Source organism: Loktanella sp. IMCC34160, assembly GCF_004145845.1.
Classification (GTDB): domain Bacteria; phylum Pseudomonadota; class Alphaproteobacteria; order Rhodobacterales; family Rhodobacteraceae; genus SELP01.
Map to the genome: position 1 here is coordinate 107663 of NZ_SELP01000008.1, position 24151 is coordinate 131813.

At 61.7% G+C, this 24151-nt stretch carries 23 protein-coding genes and 1 tRNA gene; 13 read left to right on the forward strand and 11 right to left on the reverse strand.

The window, feature by feature from the left end:
- The 5 genes from EU803_RS17455 to EU803_RS17475 form a co-directional block, all read right to left on the reverse strand.
- Positions 1-1014 carry an oligopeptide/dipeptide ABC transporter ATP-binding protein gene (locus EU803_RS17455; protein WP_129685240.1) on the reverse strand — a complete coding sequence of 338 codons (1014 nt, stop codon included), beginning with the start codon at positions 1012-1014 and terminating at the stop codon, positions 1-3.
- A complete protein-coding gene (locus tag EU803_RS17460; RefSeq protein WP_129685243.1) occupies positions 1014-1982 on the reverse strand; it encodes an oligopeptide/dipeptide ABC transporter ATP-binding protein in 969 nt (322 codons plus the stop codon). The genes EU803_RS17455 and EU803_RS17460 overlap by 1 nt, the downstream gene beginning before the upstream one ends.
- A 1-nt stretch (position 1983) precedes the next feature.
- The gene (locus tag EU803_RS17465; RefSeq protein WP_129685245.1) at positions 1984-2895 is read right to left on the reverse strand and encodes an ABC transporter permease subunit; all 912 of its coding nucleotides are present in this window, start codon (positions 2893-2895) and stop codon (positions 1984-1986) included.
- A gap of 10 nt (positions 2896-2905) precedes the next feature.
- Positions 2906-3829 carry an oligopeptide ABC transporter permease OppB gene (gene oppB, locus EU803_RS17470; RefSeq protein ID WP_129685248.1) on the reverse strand — a complete coding sequence of 308 codons (924 nt, stop codon included), beginning with the start codon at positions 3827-3829 and terminating at the stop codon, positions 2906-2908.
- A 76-nt stretch (positions 3830-3905) separates the two neighbouring features.
- Entirely contained in the window at positions 3906-5537 is a 1632-nt protein-coding gene (locus tag EU803_RS17475) for a peptide ABC transporter substrate-binding protein (protein WP_129685251.1), read from the reverse strand.
- A gap of 360 nt (positions 5538-5897) precedes the next feature.
- Between EU803_RS17475 and EU803_RS17480 the strand changes: the two genes are divergently transcribed.
- Positions 5898-6488 (forward strand): hemerythrin domain-containing protein, encoded by a 591-nt coding sequence (locus EU803_RS17480; protein ID WP_129685254.1) that lies wholly within the window; start codon positions 5898-5900, stop codon positions 6486-6488.
- Between the two features lie 61 nt (positions 6489-6549).
- Here EU803_RS17480 and ykgO read toward each other — a convergent pair whose 3' ends face one another.
- Together ykgO and EU803_RS17490 are read right to left on the reverse strand one after the other, a co-directional pair.
- A complete protein-coding gene (ykgO, locus tag EU803_RS17485) occupies positions 6550-6675 on the reverse strand; it encodes a type B 50S ribosomal protein L36 (RefSeq protein ID WP_010141322.1) in 126 nt (41 codons plus the stop codon).
- A gap of 87 nt (positions 6676-6762) precedes the next feature.
- Positions 6763-6837, reverse strand: a tRNA-Val gene (locus EU803_RS17490).
- 159 nt (positions 6838-6996) lie between these two features.
- On the opposite strand from EU803_RS17490, the gene EU803_RS17495 reads away from it, so the two are divergent.
- Positions 6997-7863, forward strand: a complete 867-nt coding sequence (locus tag EU803_RS17495; protein ID WP_129685256.1) for an N-formylglutamate amidohydrolase — start codon at positions 6997-6999, stop codon at positions 7861-7863.
- 5 nt (positions 7864-7868) lie between these two features.
- On the opposite strand, the gene EU803_RS17500 is transcribed toward EU803_RS17495, so the two are convergent.
- Complete coding sequence (locus tag EU803_RS17500; protein ID WP_129685258.1) at positions 7869-9122, reverse strand: DNA polymerase IV; 1254 nt, start codon at positions 9120-9122, stop codon at positions 7869-7871.
- A 110-nt stretch (positions 9123-9232) separates the two neighbouring features.
- Between EU803_RS17500 and EU803_RS17505 the strand changes: the two genes are divergently transcribed.
- From EU803_RS17505 to EU803_RS17525, 5 genes are all read left to right on the forward strand, one after another.
- Positions 9233-10384 (forward strand): sialidase family protein, encoded by a 1152-nt coding sequence (locus tag EU803_RS17505; protein ID WP_129685260.1) that lies wholly within the window; start codon positions 9233-9235, stop codon positions 10382-10384.
- A gap of 71 nt (positions 10385-10455) precedes the next feature.
- Entirely contained in the window at positions 10456-11058 is a 603-nt protein-coding gene (locus EU803_RS17510; protein WP_129685261.1) for a hypothetical protein, read from the forward strand.
- Positions 11055-11492, forward strand: a complete 438-nt coding sequence (locus EU803_RS17515) for an NUDIX hydrolase (RefSeq protein ID WP_129685263.1) — start codon at positions 11055-11057, stop codon at positions 11490-11492. Before EU803_RS17510 ends, EU803_RS17515 begins: the two co-directional genes overlap by 4 nt.
- Before the next feature lie 98 nt (positions 11493-11590).
- Entirely contained in the window at positions 11591-12484 is an 894-nt protein-coding gene (locus EU803_RS17520) for an SPFH domain-containing protein (RefSeq protein ID WP_129685265.1), read from the forward strand.
- On the forward strand, positions 12484-12759 hold the full coding sequence (locus EU803_RS17525) for a hypothetical protein (RefSeq protein ID WP_129685267.1): 276 nt from the start codon (positions 12484-12486) through the stop codon (positions 12757-12759). The genes EU803_RS17520 and EU803_RS17525 overlap by 1 nt, the downstream gene beginning before the upstream one ends.
- A gap of 200 nt (positions 12760-12959) precedes the next feature.
- Here the strand turns inward: EU803_RS17525 and pyrF are convergent, their stop codons facing one another.
- Complete coding sequence (gene pyrF / locus EU803_RS17530; protein WP_129685269.1) at positions 12960-13676, reverse strand: orotidine-5'-phosphate decarboxylase; 717 nt, start codon at positions 13674-13676, stop codon at positions 12960-12962.
- Between the two features lie 481 nt (positions 13677-14157).
- Between pyrF and clpB the strand changes: the two genes are divergently transcribed.
- Complete coding sequence (gene clpB / locus EU803_RS17535; RefSeq protein ID WP_129685271.1) at positions 14158-16776, forward strand: ATP-dependent chaperone ClpB; 2619 nt, start codon at positions 14158-14160, stop codon at positions 16774-16776.
- A 71-nt stretch (positions 16777-16847) separates the two neighbouring features.
- Positions 16848-17468 (forward strand): class I SAM-dependent methyltransferase, encoded by a 621-nt coding sequence (locus tag EU803_RS17540; RefSeq protein WP_129685273.1) that lies wholly within the window; start codon positions 16848-16850, stop codon positions 17466-17468.
- Positions 17469-17479: 11 nt separating this feature from the next.
- On the opposite strand, the gene EU803_RS17545 is transcribed toward EU803_RS17540, so the two are convergent.
- The gene (locus EU803_RS17545) at positions 17480-17956 is read right to left on the reverse strand and encodes a fasciclin domain-containing protein (RefSeq protein ID WP_129685275.1); all 477 of its coding nucleotides are present in this window, start codon (positions 17954-17956) and stop codon (positions 17480-17482) included.
- 247 nt (positions 17957-18203) lie between these two features.
- Between EU803_RS17545 and EU803_RS17550 the strand changes: the two genes are divergently transcribed.
- Entirely contained in the window at positions 18204-19703 is a 1500-nt protein-coding gene (locus EU803_RS17550; RefSeq protein WP_129685277.1) for an FMN-binding glutamate synthase family protein, read from the forward strand.
- A 70-nt stretch (positions 19704-19773) separates the two neighbouring features.
- On the opposite strand, the gene EU803_RS17555 is transcribed toward EU803_RS17550, so the two are convergent.
- Complete coding sequence (locus EU803_RS17555) at positions 19774-21219, reverse strand: NCS1 family nucleobase:cation symporter-1 (RefSeq protein ID WP_129685280.1); 1446 nt, start codon at positions 21217-21219, stop codon at positions 19774-19776.
- 168 nt (positions 21220-21387) lie between these two features.
- Between EU803_RS17555 and EU803_RS17560 the strand changes: the two genes are divergently transcribed.
- The 3 genes from EU803_RS17560 (at position 21388) to msrQ (ending at position 23672) form a co-directional block, all read left to right on the forward strand.
- Positions 21388-22047 (forward strand): GntR family transcriptional regulator, encoded by a 660-nt coding sequence (locus EU803_RS17560; protein ID WP_129685283.1) that lies wholly within the window; start codon positions 21388-21390, stop codon positions 22045-22047.
- Between the two features lie 108 nt (positions 22048-22155).
- The gene (gene msrP, locus EU803_RS17565; protein ID WP_129685285.1) at positions 22156-23055 is read left to right on the forward strand and encodes a protein-methionine-sulfoxide reductase catalytic subunit MsrP; all 900 of its coding nucleotides are present in this window, start codon (positions 22156-22158) and stop codon (positions 23053-23055) included.
- The gene (gene msrQ, locus EU803_RS17570; protein ID WP_207209239.1) at positions 23055-23672 is read left to right on the forward strand and encodes a protein-methionine-sulfoxide reductase heme-binding subunit MsrQ; all 618 of its coding nucleotides are present in this window, start codon (positions 23055-23057) and stop codon (positions 23670-23672) included. Before msrP ends, msrQ begins: the two co-directional genes overlap by 1 nt.
- Positions 23673-24151 lie beyond the last annotated feature (479 nt).

Consider the following 24151-nt stretch of genomic DNA (forward strand, 5'->3'; position numbering starts at 1 on the left):
CTAGCCCGCAGCGGCCAGCACATCCTCGGCCTTGTGGAACGGGCAGGCGACGCCGTGTCCGTTGCCAAGGTCGATCGTCTCAGGCTTGGCCTGTGCGCAGCTGTTCTGCGCCTTCGGGCACCGGGTGCGGAACACACAGCCCGATGGCGGGTTCAGGGGCGACGGTAGCTCGCCCTCGATCACCAGACGGGGCCGGGCCCGTTCCAGCGCCGGATCGGGGATCGGAACCGAGGAAATCAGCGCCTGCGTATAGGGGTGCTCAGGCCGGGTCGTCAGAACATCCGCCTCGGCCCGTTCCATGATCGTGCCCAGATACATCACCACGATCCGGTCCGAGATGTGCTTTACCACCGACAGGTCGTGGGCGATGAAGATCATCGCCAGCCCCATATCGCGCTGAAGCTCCATCAAAAGGTTCACCACCTGCGCCTGCACCGACACATCCAGTGCCGAGACTGGTTCGTCGCAGATGAGAAGGCGCGGCCGCAGGATCAGGGCGCGGGCGATGCCGATCCGCTGACACTGTCCGCCTGAAAACTCGTGCGGGTAGCGGTTGATCAGGTTCGGCAGCAGGCCCACACGTTCCATGATCTCGGCCACGCGCTTCTTCACCTCGGCACGCGGCGTTCTGGGTTCGTGGGTAACGAGGGGCTCGGCAATAATCTCGCCCACGGTCATGCGCGGGTTCAGCGCGGCCAGCGGATCCTGAAACACCATCTGCACATCGCGGCGGTGGCGGCGGCGCTGGTCGGCCGACATCGCGGCAAGGTCCTCACCATCGAACAGAATCTGCCCGGCGGATGTGGGAACCGTCCCGACGATGGCGCGGGCCAGCGTGGATTTTCCTGACCCGCTTTCTCCCACGACGCCAAGGCATTCGCCCGGCGCAATGTCGAAGGATACGCTGTTGACGGCGTGCAGCTTCAGGGATGGGGTCCAGGGCCAGCTTCCGGACCGGCGGATATCGAAGGTCACGGAAACGTCGCGGGCGGACAGAAGCGGTTGATCGGACATTACGCGACCTCCTTCACGGGCAGGTGGCAGGACCGGCGGCGATTGCCGTCAAAGACCTCTAGGGCAGGGCGATCGGCCGGGCATCTGTCCAGCTTTTGCGCACAGCGCGGACTGAACGGGCAGCCCTTGGGCAGCCGGGACATATCCGGCGGCTCGCCCGCAATCGTTTGCAGCATCTCGTCATCCCGGTCGAGCCGGGGAACGGCCAGCAACAGCCCCTTGGTATAGGGATGGCTGGGATCGGAAAACAGGGTCTGCGTCGGGGCCTCTTCCATGATCTGGCCGCCATACATCACCAGCGTCCGGTCACAGAATCCGGCGACGACCCCAAGGTCATGGGTGATCAGGATAATCGCGGTTCCGAATTCTTCGCGGATATCGCCCAGAAGCTGCATGATCTGCGCCTGCACCGTCACATCCAGCGCGGTCGTCGGTTCATCCGCGATCAGCAGTCGAGGGCGGCACAGCAGCGACATGGCGATCATCACGCGCTGGCGCATCCCGCCCGAAAACTCGTGCGGGAACATCCGCACGCGGTTCTTGGCATCGGGAATGCGTACGGCGTCCAGCATCTTGGTCGCCTCGGTGATCGCCTCGGCCTTGGACATGCCCTGATGCAGCATCAGAACCTCGGCCATCTGGTCACTGACCCGCATGTAGGGGTTCAGCGATGTCATCGGGTCCTGAAAGATCATCCCGATTTCGCGTGACCGGATCTTGTTCAATTCGGCGGGCTTCATCGACAAAAGGTCGTGCCCGTCGAAGTTCACCGTGCCGGTGGCCGCGCCGTTCTTGGCCAACAGGCCCATCACGGCAAAGGCGGTCTGGCTTTTCCCCGATCCGCTTTCGCCCACGATGGCAAGCGTCTCTTTGGGGCCAATCCCAAAGGACACGCCGTTGACGGCATTCACTGGACCGTCGCCGGTCTGGAAGGTCACCGTCAGGTCTTCGATGGTCAGAAGGCTCATGTCAGCGGTCCTTTGGATCAAGCGCATCGCGCAGCCCGTCGCCGACAAAGAAGAAGGCGAAAAGCGTGATGAGGAAGAAGAAAAGCGGGAAGAACAACATCCACAGCGTGCCGTTGTTCATCTGTTCCGTGCCGCCGTTGATCAGGGCGCCAAGCGATGTATTGGGTTCCTGAATCCCAAGGCCAAGGTACGAGATGAAGCTTTCGAAAATGATCATCTCGGGCACCAGCAAGGTCGCATAGACGATCACGATCCCCAGAAGGTTCGGCACGATATGGCGCAGGATGATGGTCATGCGCGGGACGCCGATGGCCACTGCGGCCTCTACGAATTCCTTGTTCTTGATCGACAGGGTCTGCCCCCGCGCGATCCGCGCCATGGACAGCCATGAAATCAACCCGATCCCAAGGAAGAGCATGAAGATCGACCGTCCGAAGATAACCAGCATCAGGATCAGCACGAACATGAATGGGATAGACATCAGGATATCGACGGTCCGCATCATGATCCCGTCCGTGCGGCCCCCGACATAGCCCGCCAGCGCCCCGTAAAGTGTGCCGACGATCACCGCCACCATGGCGCCGACGATCCCGACCAGAAGCGAAATCCGTGTGCCCTGCACGGTCCGGGCATAAAGGTCGCGCCCGTCGATATCGACCCCGAAGTAGTGGCCGGTTTCGATAGAGGGGACACCGCGGTAGGCCTGCGCCCCCATAAGGGAAAAATCCACGTAGTCAGGTTCGAATTTCGCGAAATAGCCCCCGAAGATCGCGAACAGGCTTACAAGGATCAGGACGATCAGCCCGGCCACCGCGGCCTTGTTGCGGAAGAACCGGGTCCGGGCATCTGCCCAAAGGGACCGGCCCTGGATCTCGCCCATCTGTGCGGGGGCGGTATCGGTTTGCATCGACATTGCGCGCCTCCTAGTAGCGGATCTTCGGGTCGATCCACGCGTAGAGGATATCGACCAGAAGGTTGAAGGTGATGGTCAGGACGCCGACAAGGATCGTGATGCCCATGATCACCGAATAGTCGCGGTTGAAGGCCGAGTTGACGAAGAACTGCCCGATGCCACCGGTCGAGAACGCGATGTCCACGACGACCGACCCCGTAATCATGCCCACAACCGCAGGCCCAAGGTAGGAAATCACCGGCAGCAGGGTCGGCTTCAGCGCATGGCGCAGGATGACGCGGCGCATCGGAAGGCCCTTGGCCTTGGCAGTGCGGATGAAATTGGAATTCAGAACCTCAAGCATCGACGACCGGGTGATCCGGGCAATGGACGCCATGTAGGACGTCGACAGCGCGATCACCGGCATGATGACATAATTCCACTGGCCACCGTTCCAGCCGCCGCCGGGAAGCCAGCCCAGCCCAAGGGTGAAAATCAACAGCAGAATCGGCGCCATCACGAAGTTCGGCAACGCCTGCGCCCCGATCGAGATGCCGACGGCGGTATAGTCCACGGCGGTATTGTGCTTGATCGCGGCGGCGACGCCCAGCGCCACGCCGACGACGACGGCAAACAATGCGGACCAGAGGCCATAGGTCAGGGTCACCGGGAAGCCCTGCGCAATCACCTCGTTCACGGTGCGGTCCGTGTATTGGAAGGACGGGCCGAAATCGAACCGGAAGACAACACCGGTCACATAGTCCAGCATCTGCTTCCACATCGGCTGATCCAGGCCGTATTTCGCCTCGATATTGGCCATGACCTCGGGCGGGATCGGGCGCTCGGAATTGAACGGGCCACCGGGGGCCAGATACATCAGGAAGAAGCTGAGGACGATCAGGATAAGGATGGTCGGGATCGCCACGGCCAGCCGTCGAACGATATAGGAATACATATCGGGGCTCCGGGAATAGCCAAAGACATCCGCGCCCCCGGAACAGGGGGCGCGGACTTTTCAGAGCACTGCGCGCTTAGTTGGCAGTGAAGTACAGGTCTTTGGAGTACCAGTTCTGCTGAACGTTCTGGACCGGCCAGGAACCGACAAGGTTCTCATCCATCATGTAGACGTTCGCATAGTGGTAGATCGGCGCGATCGGCGCCTCTGCGTCGATGATCTCTTCGACCCGGGTGTAAAGCGGGTTCGGATCATCCGAGGTCTTCGCCTCAGCCAGCAGGCTGTCCACCTCGGCGCTAACGAACTTGGAGTCGTTGTAGCCGGATTCGGACTGCATCAGGTCAAGGAAGGTTGAGGCTTCGTTGTAGTCGCCACACCAGCCGCCACGGGCAATCTGGAAGTCGCCGTTGGACCGGGCTTCCAGGAAGGTTTGCCATTCCATGTTGGCCAGCTCCGCCTCGACGCCAAGGGTCTGCTTCCACATCTGGCTGACGGCAACGGCGATAGACCGGTGGGCGTCAGAGGTGTTGTACACGATCGATGTCGACAGCGGGTTGTCGGGGCCATAGCCGGCCTCGGCCATCAGTTCCTGCGCCATTGCGTTGCGCTCGTCCTGCGTCATCGACGCGGTCGGAACGTCCGGCACGGTGAACGATGCGGTCGCGCCCGGGGTGAAGGTGTAGGCAGCGGTCTGGCCACCGGCCAGCACGTTGTCCACGATCACGTCGCGGTTGATCGCAAGGCTCAGCGCCTTGCGGACACGGGGGTCCTGCAGGGCTTCGGGCGCGCCATCACGCAGGTTGAACATATAATAGTAGGAACACAGGCTCGGGAAGCTGATGGCTTCGTTCGGGTGCTCTTCCTGAAGGCGCGGGAACTGGCCGGCCGGCACTTCGGTTCGGTCAAGCTCGCCGGCAAGGAAGCGGGTCAGCGCGTTGTTTTCATCGTTGATGACCAGCGCGGTCACTTTTTCGATGATGGTGTTGTCGTTGTCCCAGTACATCGGGTTGCGTTCGCGCACCGAACGTTCCTGCGGCACATGCTCGGTCAGGACATAGGCGCCGTTCGACACGATGTTGCCCGGCTTGGTCCACTCGGTGCCATGGGCCTCAACAGTGGCCTGATGGACCGGGAAGGTGGTCGAATGGGTCACCATCTGCGCGAAATAGGGCAGCGGCTGCGACAGGTGGACAACCAGCGTGTGATCGTCGGTCGCTTCAACGCCAAGGTCTTCCAGCGGCGCTTCGCCACCGATCACCGCGTCGACGTTTTCGATCGACATCAGCGACATGTACCACGAATAGGGCGATGCCAGTTCCGGGCTGGCGGCGCGGCGCCAAGCATAGACGAAGTCATTCGCGGTGACCGGATCTCCGTTCGACCACTTGGCGTCGTCGCGCAGGGAGAAGGTATAGGTCATCTTGTCGTCGGACACGGTATAGCCGGTCGCGACACCCGGAACGAGGTTGCCATCGGCATCCTGGTTCATCAGACCTTCGAACAGGTCGCGGATGATTTCCGAACCGGACACGTCTTCAACAAGACCCGGATCGGTCGAGCTGTGCTCGTCCAGAACGCGGTAGGTGAATTCCTGCACGTCGGCCAGCGCTTCGCCGGTGACGGGATGCGTGGCCTGCGCATAGGCCATGCCGCCGGTCAGGACGAGCAGCGCGGCGGTGGACGCTTTGAGGGTCATTTTGATGGACATGAAATAGTCTCCCTATCGTTGGGCCCGTTCAGGGCCGTGGAGTCGGTTGCTTCTCGCGGCAAGCGCGACAATGGAGTGATCCTTTTTCCTGTTGATCAAATTAGCAAGGGGGGAAAGGAAACTGACCAAACGTCACTTTGGGCGCTGCCTTCGTTTCGGCCGCTGTTTCGTCTTTTTGAACAAATTGGGCAGTCACTACGCCCGAAATGGGCGATATTGGATTTGTGACCAAAGGGCCGATGCGCGGCTGCTGGGCCGAAAACGGGCGCGGGCAGTATCAGGTAGGGGTTGATTCGGCGGGATTGGCCCGCTGTGTGTCTTGGGTCTGGAATGTCCGGTTCTTGCACCTATCGTAGGGGCATGACGCATTCCGAATCTTCAAACGACCTGTCTTTGGATCAACGCCAAGGGTTGCCTGACGCGCTTCAGGTGCTTCTGCGCGACTACCCGCGTGACGCGTGGGAGGCAGATCCGGCCTTTGGCGGGCTTGTCCGGTTCTGGCTTGAACGCCATCAAATGTTCCGGCGGCTAATGACCGCGATGCAGTCGGAAACCGACGCGCTATTGGACCGTAGCGCCGACCCGCAAAGATTCGCAGCGCGGCTGTCCCGCTATGGCAGCCACTTCATCAACGATCTTCACGGTCACCACATGATCGAAGATCAGCACTACTTCCCACTCCTGGCCCAGAAAGATGCGCGTATTATCAAGGGGTTTGACCTTCTTGACGCGGATCATCACGCGCTCGACGGTATCCTGTCCGGCTTTGCCGAGGCCGCCAACGCCGCCCTTGGCGTCTGGGAAGGGGACCGGGCCCTTCTGCAGGACCGGGCGGGTGACCTGCAATCGACCCTGGCCGGATTGCAGCGGATGATCTCGCGCCATCTGGATGACGAAGAAGACCTCATCGTTCCGGTTATTCTGAAATACGGGGAATCCGGGTTGGGCTAACCCCTGCCACAAAAGAAAAACCCCGCCAAAGGCGGGGCATTCTTTCGGTCTGTCTGCCGTCTTAGCCCTGGCGGGCCTTGAACCGGCGCTGGGTCTTGTTGATCACATAGACCCGGCCCTTGCGGCGCACGACGCGGCAATCGCGATGGCGCTGCTTGAGCGAACGGAGCGAGTTGCGAACTTTCATAGTCCTTCTCCTCATGTCGCGGCGCGGCGATTGCGCCTGTTAAGTGCATGGGCTGGCGGGGTTGCCCCCGGAAGCCCGGTGAATAGATGGTGGGCGGTACTGGGATCGAACCAGTGGCCACTACGATGTCAACGTAGTGCTCTACCGCTGAGCTAACCGCCCATCTGCCTTTGGCGATCCGTCCATCTGCGTCCCCAAAACAAAAGGGACGCGGGCGTTCCGCGTCGGGTAGCGCGGTCTTTAAAAGGAATCGCGGGGGGGATCAAGGGCTTTTGGAAAATCCATTTTCAAAGCTATCTTCATAGCTGAAAGGAGACCCCATTGGCGCCCGACTCATACAGACTGTCATTGCCGATCGCCCGTGAAACAAGCGTTGTTTTCGGGTCACCGCACTCCGGGAGCCTGTATCCAGAGGCCTTCCTGAACCGTGCGATTCTGGACAAACACACGATCCGGTCGTCTGAAGATGCCTTTGTCGACGATCTTTTTTCCGCTGTTCCGCAACATGGCGCGCCGCTGTTGGTGGCAGGAATGCCGCGGGCCTATGTCGATCTGAACCGCGGACCGGACGAACTGGACCCCGCCCTGATCGACGGTCTGCGCCGTCCCGCCCACAATCCCCGGGTGGCCAGTGGGCTTGGGGTCGTGCCGCGAGTCGTGGCCAATGGTCGGCCGATCTATCGTGGAAAACTGACCATGGAAGAGGCGCACAGCCGGATTTCGAACTATTGGCGCCCCTATCACGACCAGTTGCAGACCCTGCTGGACCAGTCCCGCAACCGATTCGGGCATTCGATCCTGATCGACTGCCATTCCATGCCGCGCGAGGCGCTTGATGCGGTGGGCCCCGCCGGGGCGGACCGGCCGCAGGTGGTTCTTGGTGACAGGTTCGGCGCTTCGGCAAGTCACGACATCGTGGAACGTATCGAGGCCGCTTTTGCCGCAGCAGGATTCCGGGTGGCCCGCAATATGCCCTTTGCCGGCGCCTATATCTGCCAGACCTATGGGCGCCCGTCGCGGGGCCAGCACGCCGTTCAGGTCGAAATCGACCGGTCCCTCTACATGGATGAGGCCCGGATCGAACCCCTGCCAGGCTACGCGGATTTCAAGGCCCGGATCGATCAGGTTGTCCGTGACATCTGCACCATTGGTGCGGCGGATCTGGATCAGCCGATGGCGGCGGAATAGCGGCGCTAGCGCAGGGCACGCCCCTTGATGATCGCATCTTTACCGAATTTCTTGCGGATCAGATCAGCGGCGCGTTCCGCCTCGGTCCGTCGTCCCGCGTCCGGGTCCAGCAGGTCGCCTTCGCGGTCCGCTTCGGACGCATCGACAAGATGCGATATCCCCACACCCAGCAGCCGATAGGGCCCTTCGTCCCCCAATTGATCCAGAAGCGCCCGGCAGGTGCGATAGATGCGATCGGCCATCTGGGTCGGCTGGTGCAGCTGATGCTGTCGGGTCAGCAGCTTGTGAGAGGCGCGTTTCAGCTTCAGGGTCACGACGCGTCCCGCCATGCCCTTGGCCTTGGCCCGGTCCGACACCTGTTCGGCCAGACGCCAGATATGGCCGTCCAGAACGTCGGTATTGCCCGTATCTTCGAAAAAAGTGGTTTCCTTCGAGATGGATTTGACCGGCGCATTCGGGGACACGCGCCGCCGGTCCTGCCCCCGCGCAAGGTGCCAAAGCCGGTCACCCATGCCGCCGAACCGGTGGATCAGGTCGTCCTTCTCCCAGCGCAGCAGGTCGTTGAAGGTTCGGATGCCGGCCCGGTCAAGACTTTCCTGTGCGGCGGGGCCGATTCCCCAGATCATCCGAATCGGTTTGTCGCGCAGAAACTCACCGGTCTCTGCCGCGCCGATCACCGAAAATCCGCGCGGCTTGTCCAGATCCGACGCGACCTTTGCCAGGAACTTGTTGTGGGACAGGCCGATCGACCCGGTGATTCCGATCTCGTCGCGCATCCGCTTCACCAGACGGGCCAACATGACCGCGGGCGGTGCGCCGTGCAGCCGGGCGGTGCCGGTCAGGTCCATGAACGCCTCGTCCAACGACAGCGGCTCAACCACGGGGGTCAGTTCGTCCATCATCGCCCGGACCTGCCGCGACACCTCGACATAGCGCTGCATCCGCCCATGCACGACAACCGCCTCGGGGCACAGTTTCAACGCTTGAAACATCGGCATGGCGGACCGCACGCCCTTGATCCGGGCAAGGTAACAGGCGGTCGAAACCACCCCCCGTTTGCCGCCGCCCACGATCACCGGCTTGTCGCGCAATTCGGGGTTATCCAGCTTTTCGACGCTGGCGTAAAAGGCGTCGCAATCCATATGCGCGATGGTCAGTTGAAACAGTTCCGGATGGGCCGTCACACGGGGCGACCGGCAGGTCGGGCAACGGCGTCCCTCCTCGAACGTGGTCAGGCAATCGCGGCAAATGGCAGGCATGGCCGAACAGTATCATCCCTCTCAGCGGCGGGGGAGGGGCACCTGCAAATATTCGCGCGCATTTCGGGAACTGGTGCTAGGCTGAAGTGGCGTTTCACGGAGCATGGAAAATGGGCGACATCACGATTCTGGTCGGCACCACAAAAGGGGCCTTTTTGATTGAATGCGGGGAGGACCGATCCGCGTTCAAGGTGAGGGGGCCGTTTTGCGGCGGCTGGCCCATAAACCATGTGGTCGGGGACGCTGAAACCGGAACGATCTGGGCCGGTGGCGGCGGTGACTGGTTCGGTGCCGGGGTCTGGCGGTCGGACGATGGCGGCGACACCTGGACCCTGTCGAAAATGACCAAGGGCCAGATGGACGACTGGGCCGCGAATGACCCGGATTTCGCCCAGATGATCGGCTGGGAACCGACTGAGCCGCCCTTTGGCGACGAGTTTTCGCAGGTCTGGTCCGTTGGGTGTGCGCATGGAACCGTCTATGCGGGAACCAAGCCCGCCAATCTTTTGGCAAGCGCGGACAATGGTGCGACATGGGCGCGGGTGGACGGGCTGACCGATCATCCCTCGCGGCCCGATTGGCATGGCGGCGCGGCGGGGCTTGTCCTGCACACCATCGTGTCGGACCCGACTGATCCCGCCAAGATGTGGATCGGTATTTCGGCGGCCGGGGTCTTTGCCACCGAAGACGGCGGCAAGACCTGGGACCGGCGCAATCGCCTGTCCAATGCCGAGGCCTGCCAGCATCACGATCACCCCGCCGCACCCCGAGACGGCGAAACCGGGCATTGCGTGCACAACATGGTGCAGGCCCCGGGCGGCGACGTCCTCTACCAGCAAAACCACCACGGCGTTTATCGCAGCTCCGACGGTGGGCGCAGTTGGGACGACGTGACCGAAGGGCTTCCCTCGACCTTTGGTTTTCCGATTGCCGTGCATCCGCGCGATCCGCAGACCGTCTGGACCCTGCCGCTGAACGGCGACACGCAGGGCCGGTTCCCGCCTGACGCCAAGGCGGCCGTCTGGAAATCGTCGGACGGCGGGCAAAGTTGGGCGGCAAAGCGGGACGGGCTGCCGCAAGAGGCCTGTTTCTTCACCGTGTTGCGACAGGCGATGGCGAATGACCGCGCGGAACCCGCGGGGGTCTATTTCGGCACCAACACCGGTTCTGTCTTTGTCAGCCCCGACGAAGGCGAAACATGGATCGAAGCCGCCCGGCACCTTCCCACCGTTCTCTCGGTCGAGGTGCCGCAACGGCACTGACGCGCCCCTTGCCCCCGCCGCACCGTTCCCATAGCCAAGGTGGTGAACGACCGGCGGGACAGGGACAGATCATGAATTATCGGGTCATTGCACTTGTGGCGGCGCTTGCAACCGCATCCTCGGTTGCGGCGCAGGACTGTCCGACAGCCGAAGACCTTGAAACCGGCATCCGGCTGACCCGGACCGACCCGCTGTTTTCGGTCGTGCTGACACGCACCCCAGACGGTATTTCCGAGGCGCGGGTGATGGAACGGGACGGGGTGCCGGAAGACGTATCCTCGGTCTATTCGCATGGGCTGACCGTCACCCGGCGGATTGGCGCGGGCGGAACGCTTGAACTAAGGTACGACCGGGACACGACAGAACTTGATAGCCTGCCGGGCTATCGGGAATGGACAAGCCCTGTAGCGCTTTTGTCGAACGGCGAGGTTGTGAACAGCGGAACCTATACGGTCCGGATCAGCGGTCTGGGCGACGCGACCATCGGTGATTGCACCTATACGGTCTGGCGGGTTCAGGACCGGTTGCAGATGGAGGGACTTCAACCGCTTGCCTTTGAAAAGGCCTTTGCCCCCGACCTTGGCATCCCGCTCAGCGCGATCCAGCTTGCACCGGACGGGTCGCCTGTGTCCGGAGTTTTCTTCGACGAGATCGCCGTCGAACCTGCCCAATGACGGCACCCTTCGACGGGGCCAAGGCCGCCGTCTTCATCGGCGAGCAGCTTCTGATCTACCGGCGCGACAACCGCCCGGACATCCCTTGGCCAGACTACTGGGATTTCCCCGGCGGCGGCCGCGAAGGGGCGGAAACGCCCGAGGAAACGCTGTTTCGCGAAGTGCATGAGGAATTCGGTCTGTGTGTCGGGCAGGGCGATGTGATCTGGACCCAGAGATATGATGCGGCGCACCGGCCCGATGCAAAGGTCTGGTTCTTCGTTCTGGCGCTGCCTGCCTCGGCAGAGGCGGAAATTGTCTTTGGCGAAGAGGGTCAGCATTGGGCACTGATGCCGCTGGAAAGGGTCTGGGCACTGGACCCGATGGTGCCAAGCCTGCGAAAACGGCTGGCGGATTGGGTCGCAACCGGGCCGAGTCCCCTTCGCAACACCTGACGGCGATCCGACGGTCCGGCGGTGGCAAGCTGCGGTTGTGCTTCATTTCCCCCGCGACTGCTGCTTAAATACGCGAAACAACCAATGGATCTCAAAAAATGGATATCGAGCGTATGATTTCCCAGTTTCTCGGCCAGAACCTTGTTCTGCTGCTTTTGGCCATCTTCATCATTGTCTGCATCCTTGCCGGGGTGCGGATCGTTCCCCAATCGGAAAAGCATGTTGTCGAACGGTTCGGTCGGCTTCGGTCGGTGCTTGGGCCGGGGATCAACCTGATTGTTCCCTTCCTTGACCGGGTCGCGCACAAGATTTCGGTTCTCGAACGCCAGTTGCCAACCATGAGCCAGGACGCCATCACACTCGACAACGTGCTGGTGCAGGTCGAAACCAGCGTTTTCTACCGGATCATCGAACCGGAAAAGACGGTTTACCGAATTCGCGACGTGGACGCCGCCATTGCGACCACGGTTGCCGGGATCGTCCGGTCCGAGATCGGCCAGATGGAACTGGATCAGGTGCAGTCGAACCGGTCTACCCTGACCGGCACTATCAAAGACCAACTGTTCGCCGTGGTCGACGATTGGGGCATTGAAGTAACCCGCGCCGAACTTCTGGATGTGAACCTTGATCAGGCGACCCGCTCGGCGATGTTGCAGCAGCTGAACGCCGAACGGGCCCGCCGGGCACAGGTGACAGAGGCCGAGGGCAAGAAGCGCGCGGTCGAGCTTTCCGCCGATGCCGAGCTTTACGCTGCCGAACAGATTGCCAAGGCCCGCCGGATTCAGGCCGAGGCCGAAGCCTATGCAACCCAGGTCGTCGCCGTGGCGATTGCGGAAAACGGGCTAGAGGCGGCGCAATATCAGGTCGCCCTGAAGCAGGTCGAAGCACTGAACGCGCTGGGCAACGGGCAGGGCAGCAATACGATCGTCCTGCCGGCAAGTGCTCTTGAAGCGTTCGGTGACGCCTTCAAGATGCTGCGGGGGGCGAAATAATGTCCGGCGATTGGTGGACTGTTTGGTGGGTCTGGATGGCGGCGGCCTTCGGGCTCGCCATCCTCGAGGTTATCGTGCCCGGCTATATCTTCCTTGGTTTCGCCGCTGGCGCGCTCGTCGTCGGTGCGATTGTCGGGCTTGGTGTGACGATGGGGCTTGCCGGATCGCTGGTGGTCTTCGCAATCCTGTCGCTCGCCGCCTTCATCGCGCTCCGCAAGATCTTTGGCCTGCGCAGCGGGCAGGTGAAGATCTGGGACAAAGATATCAACGACTGAAAAATTGCCCGGTGGCGGTGGGATGGGGACACCATTGCCACCGGGCAGGATGCCTTACCAGTCTCCGGGAACGCATCCAATTTCGGGAAAACGCGGCAGCTGGTCGGCAGGGGCGCGAAGGGGCACCCCTTGGATCAGGTTAGGCGGGGGGGCGTTCCGAATTCAGGGGAAAAACCGCCGCAAATTCTCAGAACGGTGGATCAGGAATTCGGCCGCTGCGCCTGCGGAGAGCTGAGTTCCGCCAGCACCGCCTGCGCGGCGGCGGCGGGATTGGGCGCGGTCCAGATCGGGCGACCAACCACAACGTGATCGGCGCCATTCGCGATAGCCTCTGCCGGGGTCATCACCCGCTTCTGGTCGACAAGGTCCGCACCCGCAGGGCGGACACCCGGTGTCACGATCAACTTGCCTTCGGCCTCGGACAGGGCACGCACCAGCGCCGCCTCTTGCGGGCTGCAGATGATTCCGTCGGCCCCGGCCTCCATCGCGCGGGCGGCGCGTTCCTGAACCAGATCCGCGACCGATCCATCCTTGTAGCAGGACGCATCCAGATCATCCCGTTCGAGCGAGGTCAGAATGGTCACGCCCAGGATTTTCAGGTCAGATCCGGCGGCCCCTTCCTTGGCGGCGCGCACCACATGCGGATCGCCGTGAACGGTCAGGAAATCCAAATCGAACTGGGACAGACCGCGCACCGCAGCCTCGACCGTCGCGCCGATATCGAACAGCTTCATGTCCAAAAAGATGCGCTTGCCGTGTTCCTGCTTCAACTCATTGGCAAGCGCCAGCCCGCCCCCGGTCAGCATCCCCAGCCCGATCTTGTAGAACCCGACCGCGTCCCCCAGACGTTCTGCCAGTTCCAGCCCGGCAATTGCGTTGGGCACATCAAGTGCCACGATGAGGCGGTCATCGGACATGGGGCTTCCTTTCGGCGGCTATGGCTGGGTTTCGCGCGTCATGACGCCCCGCCCCCGCTCTGTCAAGCTCGCTCGCCCGGACTGGCCGACGCTAGTGGTCTGTCTCGGCTTGGCGTTGATCCAGTGGCAAGACATGGGCGCTGCGATTCGATGAATCGACCACCGCGCGGTCATGCGCCTCGAAGAATCGTTTGATGCGGCTGGAGATTGCGTGACTTTCGTCAGAAACAGGCGTCGGCCCGTTCAATTCACACGTCGTGTCCATTTTGCCCCCCGGCGTAACTCGTACTCACCTCCACGGTATTAGCGCGAAATGTCAGTGGGAAAAACCTGAACTTCTGGTCAGGTTCGGGGGGTGAAATTTGTCCGCTGGACTTGCGATGGCGAAAAGGCATTCCCATCTTTGGATCAAGGCCCAACAGGAATGTGCCGCCGATGCGGGCGTTCCAATTCACCGGGTGCTTATGGAAGGAGAATGCTCATGAACTTCGAAAAGTTCACCGAGCGGTCGCGCGGCTTCATTCAGGCCGCCCAGACGATCGCTATGCGGGAAAGCCATCAACGCGTGCTTCCCGAACACCTGCTCAAGGCATTGATGGATGACGATCAGGGGCTTGCTGCCAATCTGATCCGGTCGGCCGGTGGTAGCCCGGAACAGGTCACCTCTGCCGTGGATGCGCTTGTGGCCAAACAGCCCAAGGTGTCTGGCGGCGACGGGCAGGTCTATGTCGATCCCTCGCTCGCCCGTGTTCTGGACGAGGCCGAACAGGTCGCCAAGAAGGCCGGGGACAGCTTTGTTCCCGTCGAACGGATGCTGACCGCGCTTGCGCTGGTCAAAACCCGCGCGAAAGAGGCGCTGGAGGCCGGGGCCGTCAACGCCCAGAAGATCAACGCCGCCATCAACGATCTGCGCAAGGGGCGCACCGCCGACAGCGCCAGCGCCGAGGATGGCTATGACGCGCTCAAAAAATACGCCCGCGACCTGACCGAGGCCGCCGAGCAAGGCAAGATCGACCCGATCATCGGTCGGGACGAGGAAATTCGCCGCGCCATGCAGGTGCTGTCGCGCCGAACCAAGAACAACCCGGTGCTGATCGGTGAACCGGGCGTCGGTAAAACCGCCATCGCCGAAGGGCTTGCCCTGCGGATCGTCGACGGCGACGTGCCCGAATCCCTACGTAACAAACGTCTGATGGCGCTAGACATGGGCGCGCTGATTGCCGGTGCGAAGTACCGGGGCGAATTCGAGGAACGGCTGAAGGCCGTCCTGAAAGAGATCGAGGCCGCCGCTGGCGAAATCATCCTTTTCATCGACGAAATGCACGTGCTTGTCGGCGCGGGCAAGACAGATGGCGCGATGGATGCCGCCAACCTGATCAAACCCGCCCTTGCACGGGGTGAATTGCACTGCGTCGGCGCAACCACGCTGGATGAATACCGCAAGTATGTCGAAAAGGACGCGGCCCTTGCCCGCCGGTTCCAACCGCTTCTGGTGGACGAGCCGACGGTGGAAGACACCGTGTCGATCCTGCGCGGCATCAAGGAAAAATACGAGATGCACCATGGTGTCCGAATCTCGGACGCGGCGCTTGTAGCGGCGGCGACCCTGTCCCACCGCTACATCACTGACCGCTTTCTGCCGGACAAGGCGATCGACCTCATGGACGAAGCCGCCAGTCGCCTGCGGATGGAAGTGGACAGCAAGCCCGAGGAGCTGGACGCGCTCGACCGTCAGATCCTGCAAATGCAGATCGAGGCCGAGGCGCTGAAGAAAGAGGACGACGCTGCGTCGAAGGATCGTCTGGCCAAGCTGGAAAAGGAACTGTCGGACCTTCAAGACCGGTCGTCCGAGATGACCGCCAAGTGGCAGGCGGAACGGGACAAGCTGGAAGGCGCACGCGCCATGAAAGAACAGCTTGACCGGGCCCGTGCCGATCTGGACATCGCCAAGCGCGAAGGCAACCTCGCCCGCGCGGGGGAGCTGTCCTACGGCGTCATCCCCGACCTTGAACGCAAGCTGGCCGAGGCGGAGACCGCCGAGGAAGACGGGGTCATGGTCGAAGAGGCCGTGCGCCCGGAACAGATTGCCGAGGTGGTCGAACGCTGGACCGGCATCCCGACCAGCCGGATGTTGGAAGGCGAACGGGAAAAGCTGCTGCGGATGGAAGAGGGCCTGCACAAGCGGGTCATCGGCCAAAACGCTGCCGTCCGTGCGGTGGCCAATGCCGTGCGTCGTGCCCGTGCGGGCCTGAACGACGAGAATCGCCCGCTGGGGTCGTTCCTGTTCCTCGGGCCGACCGGGGTCGGCAAGACCGAGCTGACCAAGGCCGTGGCCGAATTCCTGTTTGATGACGACAACGCGATGGTCCGCGTCGACATGTCCGAATTCATGGAAAAGCACAGCGTCGCCCGGCTGATTGGCGCCCCTCCGGGCTATGTCGGCTATGACGAAGGCGGTGTTCTGACCGAAGCGGTGCGGCGGCGGCCCTATCAGGTTGTCCTGTTCGACGAGGTCGAAAAGGCGCATCCGGACGTGTTCAACGTTCTGCTGCAGGTTCTGGATGACGGCGTTCTGACCGATGGTCAGGGCCGCACCGTGGACTTCAAGCAGACACTGATCGTGCTGACGTCGAACCTTGGGGCGCAGGCGCTGAGCCAGCTTCCTGACGGGGCGGATGCCTCGGACGCAAAGCGCGACGTGATGGATGCGGTCCGGGCGCACTTCCGGCCCGAATTCCTGAACCGTCTGGACGAAACGATCATCTTTGACCGTCTGGGTCGGGCCGATATGGACGGGATCGTGGATATCCAGCTTGCCCGCCTTGAAAAGCGGCTGGCCGGGCGGAACATCCAACTCGATCTGGATGATGGTGCGCGCAAGTGGCTCGCCGATGAAGGCTATGATCCGGTCTTCGGGGCGCGGCCACTCAAGCGGGTGATCCAGCGGGCGTTGCAGGACCAACTGGCTGAAATGCTGTTGGCCGGTGATGTGAAGGACGGCGACACCATCCCGGTCAGCGCCGGGGCGGACGGGTTGATCGTTGGGGACAGGATTGCGGGAAGCAACCGGCCCCGACCCGATGATGCCGTCGTGCACTAAACATTAAAAACTTGAAATGTGTTTTGCGCCCCCGCATATCTGTGGGGGCGCAATTCTTTTGAGGGTGCGGAATGTCAAAACAGGAACATTGGAACGCCGTCTACGGTGCGAGGGCCGAGGAGGCATTGACCTGGTTCGAGCCGACGGCGGAGCTGTCGCTGCAATTGTTCGACGAGTTCAGCGTCAAAGGCGCAAAGATCATCGACGTCGGTGGCGGGGCATCCCGCTTTGTCGATGGGCTTGTCGCAAGGGGCGCCGGGCCGATTACCGTTCTGGACCTGTCGCCGGAAGCACTAGAAACCTCCAAGACCCGGTTGGGGGCGATGGCCGACACCGTCAACTGGGTCGCGGCCGACATCACCGAATGGACGCCGTCATCGCAATGGGACTTTTGGCACGACCGCGCCGTGTTCCATTTTCTGACGGAACGGAATCAACGCGCCACTTATTTCCGTGCCCTGTCTGCCGGGCTCGCCCCCGGCGGGGTGGCCATCATCGCGACCTTCGCGCCGGACGGTCCCGAGAAGTGTTCCAACCTGCCGGTTCAGCGGTGGTCGTCAGCCGACCTCGCGGTCGAGGCGGAGACGCATCAGCCCGGCCTTTTGCATCTGGTTGAGGGACGCCGCCATGTTCATGTGACCCCGAAAGGCAATCTCCAGCCCTTCGAGGTCAGCATTTTCAAGCGTGTATAATAGCCGCGAAATTACATCGGCGGCATGATCACCTTGTCGATCACGTGGATCACGCCGTTCGACGCTTCGATGTCGGCGGTCACGACGGTCGCGTCATTGACCATGACACTGTCGCCAAGGCCGATGGTGATTTCGGCCCCGTTCACGGTGGCGGCCATCATCCCGTCAGACAGGTCGGTCGACATGACCTTCCCGGCAACCACGTGATAGGTCAGGATCGCGGCCAGCGCTTCCGGATCGGCAAGCAGCGCCTCGACGGTGCCTTCCGGCAGGGCGGCAAAGGCCTCGTCGGTCGGGGCGAAGACAGTGAACGGGCCTTCACCTTTCAGGGTATCGACCAGGCCGGCCGCTTCAACCGCGGCAACCAGCGTGGTGAAGCTGCCCGCGCCGACGGCGGTGTCGACGATATCCATCGAATGACCAGCGGCATAGGCCGGGGCAGACAGGGTGGTGGCGGCGGCAAGGGCGATAAAGGTTCTGCGAAGCATTCTGTAGTTCCTCCGTTGAGGATGCCGTCATTGGCATCTGAGAGGGATACGCCTGCTGTCCGGTTTGGATGACCGGATATTTTCGCCTATCCCGCTTGACTGAGGCCCAAGCCGGACTAAGCCGCCGCCATTTTGGATTTCCAGTCAAATCCAGTTGATCACTTGTGATCGAAACAACGGTTTGATCGGCATCATTGACCCGGCGGCCCCCTCTGCGCAGGCTGGGCTCAAACCAAAGGAGCCGCCGATGTTTTCCGAATTCACTGTCAATGTGCTCGAGGCGCTGGCCCTCTTCTTCATCCTGATCGTGGGGATCGGCGCGGCAGCCGTTTTGGCGCTGTTCATCATCGACCGGTCTCAGGGGCGGGACGCGGTGCGGCGCAACTTTCCGGTGATCGGACGGTTCCGGCATCTGTTCACGGGCCTGGGTGAATTCTTTCGCCAATATTTCTTTGCGATGGACCGCGAGGAAATGCCGTTCAACCGGGCGCAGCGCGATTGGGTCGATCGCGCGGCAGAGGGGAAGGGGAATACGGTCGCCTTTGGCTCCACCCGGTCGCTGGGCGTACCCGGCACCCCGATCTTCGTGAATGCGGCCTTTCCGCCGCTGGATGAACAGGCTGCGAAGACCGCTGCGCTGGTGATCGGGCCGGGCGCCCGCAAACCCTATTTCGCGCCATCCTTCTACAATATTTCGGGGATGAGCTTTGGTGCCCTGTCAAAACCGGCGGTGCGGGCGCTGTCACGGGGGGCGAAGGACGCGGGCATCTGGATGAACACCGGCGAAGGCGGCCTGTCGCCCTGGCACCTGGAAGGGGGCTGCGACATCGTTTTCCAGATCGGCACGGCCAAATACGGGGTCCGCGATGCCGAGGGGCGGCTGAGCGACGACAAGCTGAAAGAGGTGGCCGACCATCCGCAGGTCAAGATGATGGAGATCAAGCTGGCGCAGGGGGCCAAACCCGGCAAGGGCGGCATCCTGCCCGGTGCCAAGGTCACGGCCGAGATCGCGCAGGTCCGGGGCATTCCCGCGGGACAGGCCAGCATTTCGCCCAACCGCCATGTCGAGGTCGACGATTGGGGCGACCTGTTGAACCTCATCGGCCATGTGCGCGAGGTGACGGGCCTGCCCGTGGGGATCAAGACTGTCATGGGCGAAGAAGGCGCGTTTTCCGATTTCTTTGCGCTGATCAATAAGCGCGGCGCAGAATGTGCGCCGGACTTTATCACCATCGACGGGGGCGAGGGCGGAACCGGGGCCGCCCCGATGCCGTTGATCGATCTGGTCGGTGTGTCGATCCGCGAAGCCCTTCCCCACGTGGCCACCCTTCGGGATCGGGCCGGGCTGAAGGATCGGATCCGCCTGATCGCCAGCGGCAAGCTGGTCGGCCCGGGCGATGTGGCATGGGCGCTGGCCGCCGGAGCGGATTTTGTCACCTCTGCGCGGGGATTCATGTTCAGCCTTGGCTGCATTCAGGCACTTAAATGCAACCGAAATACCTGCCCGACCGGAATCACCACCCATGACCCGCACCTGCAAAAGGGGCTGGTCGTGGCCGAGAAATGGAAACGGGTGTCGAACTTCGCCACCGGTATGATCAAAGAGGTCGAAACCATCGCCCATTCGGTTGGCGTGACGGAACCGCGCCAGATGCGGCCACATCATGTGCGGATCGTGCAGCCGGATGGCACCTCGGTTCGGATGGACCGGCTTCTGGCGTTCTACAAAGGACCGACCCCGTCCTAGCTTTCGGCCTCGCGAACAAAAAGGGCCGGCGAGGGTTGCCCCACGCCGGCCCCACTCGCCTGAAGGGACCTCAGACTTTGACGCTGTTCTTCGCGAAGGCGTGGTAGACGACGCCGCCAAGGGCCGCGCCGATCACCCAGTTGTAGCCGGACAGGAAGCCGAACCACGGCACCCAGACCGTCGCGACCGAGAAGATCGCCGCCAGACCGAAGGCTTTGACAGCCGCGTTGTTCCAGCCGTTCTGGTAGTGATAGGTGCCGCCGTCCATGTTGTAGAGATCGTCAAGGTTCAGCTGTTCCTTGCGGTGCCAGTAGTAGTCGACGATCATGATCCCGAAGATTGGTGCCAGCGTCGCGCCAAGGGTGTTCACAAATCCGCTGATCCCGAACTGGCTGATGAAGCTGTTCCAGAACCCGCCGATGACCAGCGCGAAGACCGAGGTGATCAGGCCCGCCTTGCGGAAGCTGATGGTCTTGGGCGACAGGTTCGCGATCCCGTTCACGGCCGGGATGAAGTTGGCCACAAGGTTGATCCCCACGGTCGCAGCAAAGAAGGTGATCGCCGCGATGATCCCCAGAACCACGCTATCGGTGCGTTCGACGATTTCGGTCGGGTTGATGATCTCCTCGCCAAAGACAACGGCGGCGCCGCCGGTGGTCAGAAGGGCAAGCGCCGAGAAGAGGATCATGTTGAAGGGGAGGCCGGCAAGGTTGCCCTTGATCATCGTCGGCTTGTCCTTCGCATAGCGGGAAAAGTCGCTGAAGTTGATCATCACCGCCGCGAAATAGGCCACCATCGTGCCGACAATCGCGACAAAGCCCTTCAGTTCGGTGGCAAAAGTGCCTTCCGGGTTGGCGAAAATCGTCGCCGTCGCCGAAAGAAGCTGACCGTCAGACCGCTGCCACAGGATGACGACAAGGCCGATCATCACAAGGTAGACGAACGGGCCCGCGATATTGAGGAAGGTTTCGACCCAGTTCATCCCGCGCCAGAAGATCACGATATGGAACGCCCAGACGATCACGAAGGACACCCAATCGATCCCGGTCAGGCCAAGGATCTCGGTTCCGCCGCTCATTCCTGTGATCGACCGGATCAAAAGCGCCAAGGCGGTGGACGCGAAATAGACCTGCACACCATACCAGAAGACCGCGACGGTTGCCCGTAGGATCGCGGGCAGCTTGGCCCCCTGCGTCCCAAGGCTGGCGCGGGCCAGCACCGGATAGGGAATCCCGTATTTCTCGCCCGCGGCGCCGGACAGGTTCACCATCCACATCACGAACAGACCTGCCGCGATCAGCGCGGCAAAGGCAGTCCAGCCACCGACGCCATAGGAAATGAAAAGCGACGCCACCAGCGAATAGCCAAACAACGACTGAACGTCGTTCGCCCAGATATTGAAGATCGCGAACCAGCCCCAGGTCTTTTCGCTGGGGCTTGCCGGGTTGAGCGTGTTGTGACCCTCCGGGTCCAACGTCCCGCCTTGGGCAACATGCGCCTGTGAATTCTGTGTCATTTGTCCCTCCCTTTGCGCGCGATCCTGCCCATGTCCCCGATGGAATGCACTTTGGTCGGCGCGTGCCATTGCAACTAACATGTTAGATGCTATCTTACATTAAACACTATATGGAATTTCAATTAAGAGCTTATTGCAAAGCAGTCGAATGTCTGGCAGAGGCACCGCATGAACAAGAAGATCGAAGGCGAGCTTCTCGCAGACCGGGCGCAGGCGGCCCTTTGGAATGCATTTCGGGCCGGAACGTTGCGCGAGGGCGAGTTCCTGTCGATTTCGCAATTGGTCGATCTTCTCGACTCTCCCATTGCCGCAGTTCGGGACGCCGTGAAACATGCGGGGTCCAAGGGGCTTCTCATTGCGCTGCCGAAACGTGGGCTGCGCGTGATGGAAGCCAACCCCGAATCCATCCGGCGCTGTCTGGACTACCGCATGGTTCTGGACACGGCTGGGGCAGTTCGCCGGATCGAGGCGGGAAACATGGACGGCCTCGATCTTATCAAGGCGGAACATGCAGATCTGCTGACCGTGGCCAAGTCGGATCGCACAGGGGGCATGCCGCAACGGGCGATCAAGACCGACCTGACCCTGCATGACTTCCTTGCCAGAGGGCTGGGCAACAGCCTGCTGACGGACGACTACGAAACCAACCGCCTGCGGATCGCGATCATCCAGAACGCCCGACCCTTCCTGCGGGACAGGATCGTTTCGGCGATGGAGGAACATCTGGCGATCATCGCGGCGCTGGAGGCAGGCGATCCGATCGCCGCCGCCGAAACTATTCGGGTTCATTTCAATCAAACCCTCCGCTGGTGGGGCGTCACCCCCTAGGGTGCGGCGAGGATTGAAACGAATCCACACATCGACGTGAATCGAAGTGTTTTCGTCCTTCGGGCGGGATGGACTAACTAGTCCGAAGACAAACCCAAGGAGACAAAGATGGCGCGTCGTTGGACCAATACCCTGACCCATGCTGATGTGACCCCGCAGGCCGCTTGGCTGAACCGACGCCAGATCATGGCCGGGGCCATCGGGTTGGGGGCCGTGGGGCTGGCTGGGCAGGGCAGGGCACAGGCGGCGCTGGAACCGAACACCTGGGAAGAGATCACCAGCTACAACAACTATTATGAGTTCGGCGTCGGCAAGACCGACCCGGCCGCCAACGCGGGCGCGCTTGATACCGCCGACTGGCGGATCACCGTCGATGGACTTGTCGACAATCCCGGCGAATATTCCCTGACCGACCTGATCGGCGGGCTGGAAGTCGAAGAACGGATCTATCGGTTCCGCTGCGTCGAGGCGTGGTCGATGGTCGTGCCATGGAACGGCATCGAGCTGGCCGATGTGCTGGATCGGATCGGGGTGCAGGACCGCGCCAAATACGTGGCATTCGAAACCGTGGTCCAACCAGAGGTGATGCCGGGGGTCAGCCGCCGGGTCATTCCCTTCCCCTATGTAGAGGGCCTGCGGCTTGACGAGGCACGGCACCCGCTCACGCTTCTGGCGACCGGAATCTACGGCAACCCGATCCCCAACCAGAACGGCGCGCCGATCCGTCTGGTGGTTCCGTGGAAATACGGGTTCAAGTCGATCAAGGCCATCGTGCGGATCACCCTGACCGAAGAGGAACCGCCCACCACCTGGAATATCCTGAACGCGCGGGAATACGGGTTTTATGCCAATGTGAACCCGACCGTCAGCCACCCTCGCTGGTCGCAGGCAACCGAACGGCGGATCGGCGGCGGGCTGTTCGCCACGCGGCAGGATACGCTCATGTTCAACGGCTATGACGAGGTGGCCAGCCTGTATGAAGGCATGGACCTTACAAGGTTCTACTGATGTCGATTGTTCAGTCCCTTAATACGGCGCTTCGGCGCGTGCCGACCTGGCCCATCTATATAGTGGGGGCAGGGTGGCTTGTCTGGCTGTTCTGGCTTGGCGCAACCGGAGGGCTTGGCGTTGAGCCGATCGAAGCGCTGGAACATCGCTACGGCCTCCTGGCGCTGCAACTTCTGATCGCCACTTTGGCGATTACCCCGCTGCGTCGCTGGACCGGAGTGAACCTTCTGCGGTTCCGGCGCGCGCTGGGGGTCATGTGCTTTGTCTTCGCGTTGGCGCATCTTCTGGTCTGGGCCATTCTGGATGTTGGCAGCCTTGGCGCGGTTTGGGCCGATATCGTCAAGCGGCCCTATGTCACCATTGGCATGGGGGGCTTCGTGCTCCTCCTGCCACTGGCGCTGACATCGAACGATCTGTCGCTCCGGCGGTTGGGCGGGGCAGTCTGGCGGCGTCTGCATCTGCTGACCTACCCGGCCGCAATCCTCGGGGGGCTTCACTTCCTCTGGCTGGTGAAAGGCTTCCAGATCGAACCGGTTCTCTATGCGGTGGCGATTCTGGGGCTGCTGGCGACTCGGATTCGCACGGTCCGGGGGGTGCTTCGGGTGAAAACGGGCTGAGTCTGGCCGAGTCTTGTGGTTGATCCTGTGGATAACCCAATATCTCGCGGTCTTCCTCAGTCCGCCCAGCTAACATTCTTTCGTTTCGGCGGTGGTTTGCGCATGCATGCTGCGGCAACCCATTAAAAACATACGGAAATCCGGAAAAACGAAAAAAATTCGTGCAATGCAGAAAAAAGCACTTGCAGGGTCCGGTGGCCGGACGTAAATACCCCCTCACCGAAGCGACGGACACGCCGCAACGGGGCGCCAGACGGGCCGCAGGGCAACGAGACGCAAGAAAAAATCAGAGGTGATCGAGGCGGGGCGCGCCGAAAGTTAGGGCGCATCACTGTCGATTTTGTCTCTGAGCGCTTTTTGACAATTTGTATTTTGAAGAGATACGTGGGCGGTTTGGTCTGTTTTTCGACGGATTGAATGTCTGTGTATCGTCTCCTTAGGGTCGTTTCGGCGGTTCGATGATAGGAGGTCAGCTTCAC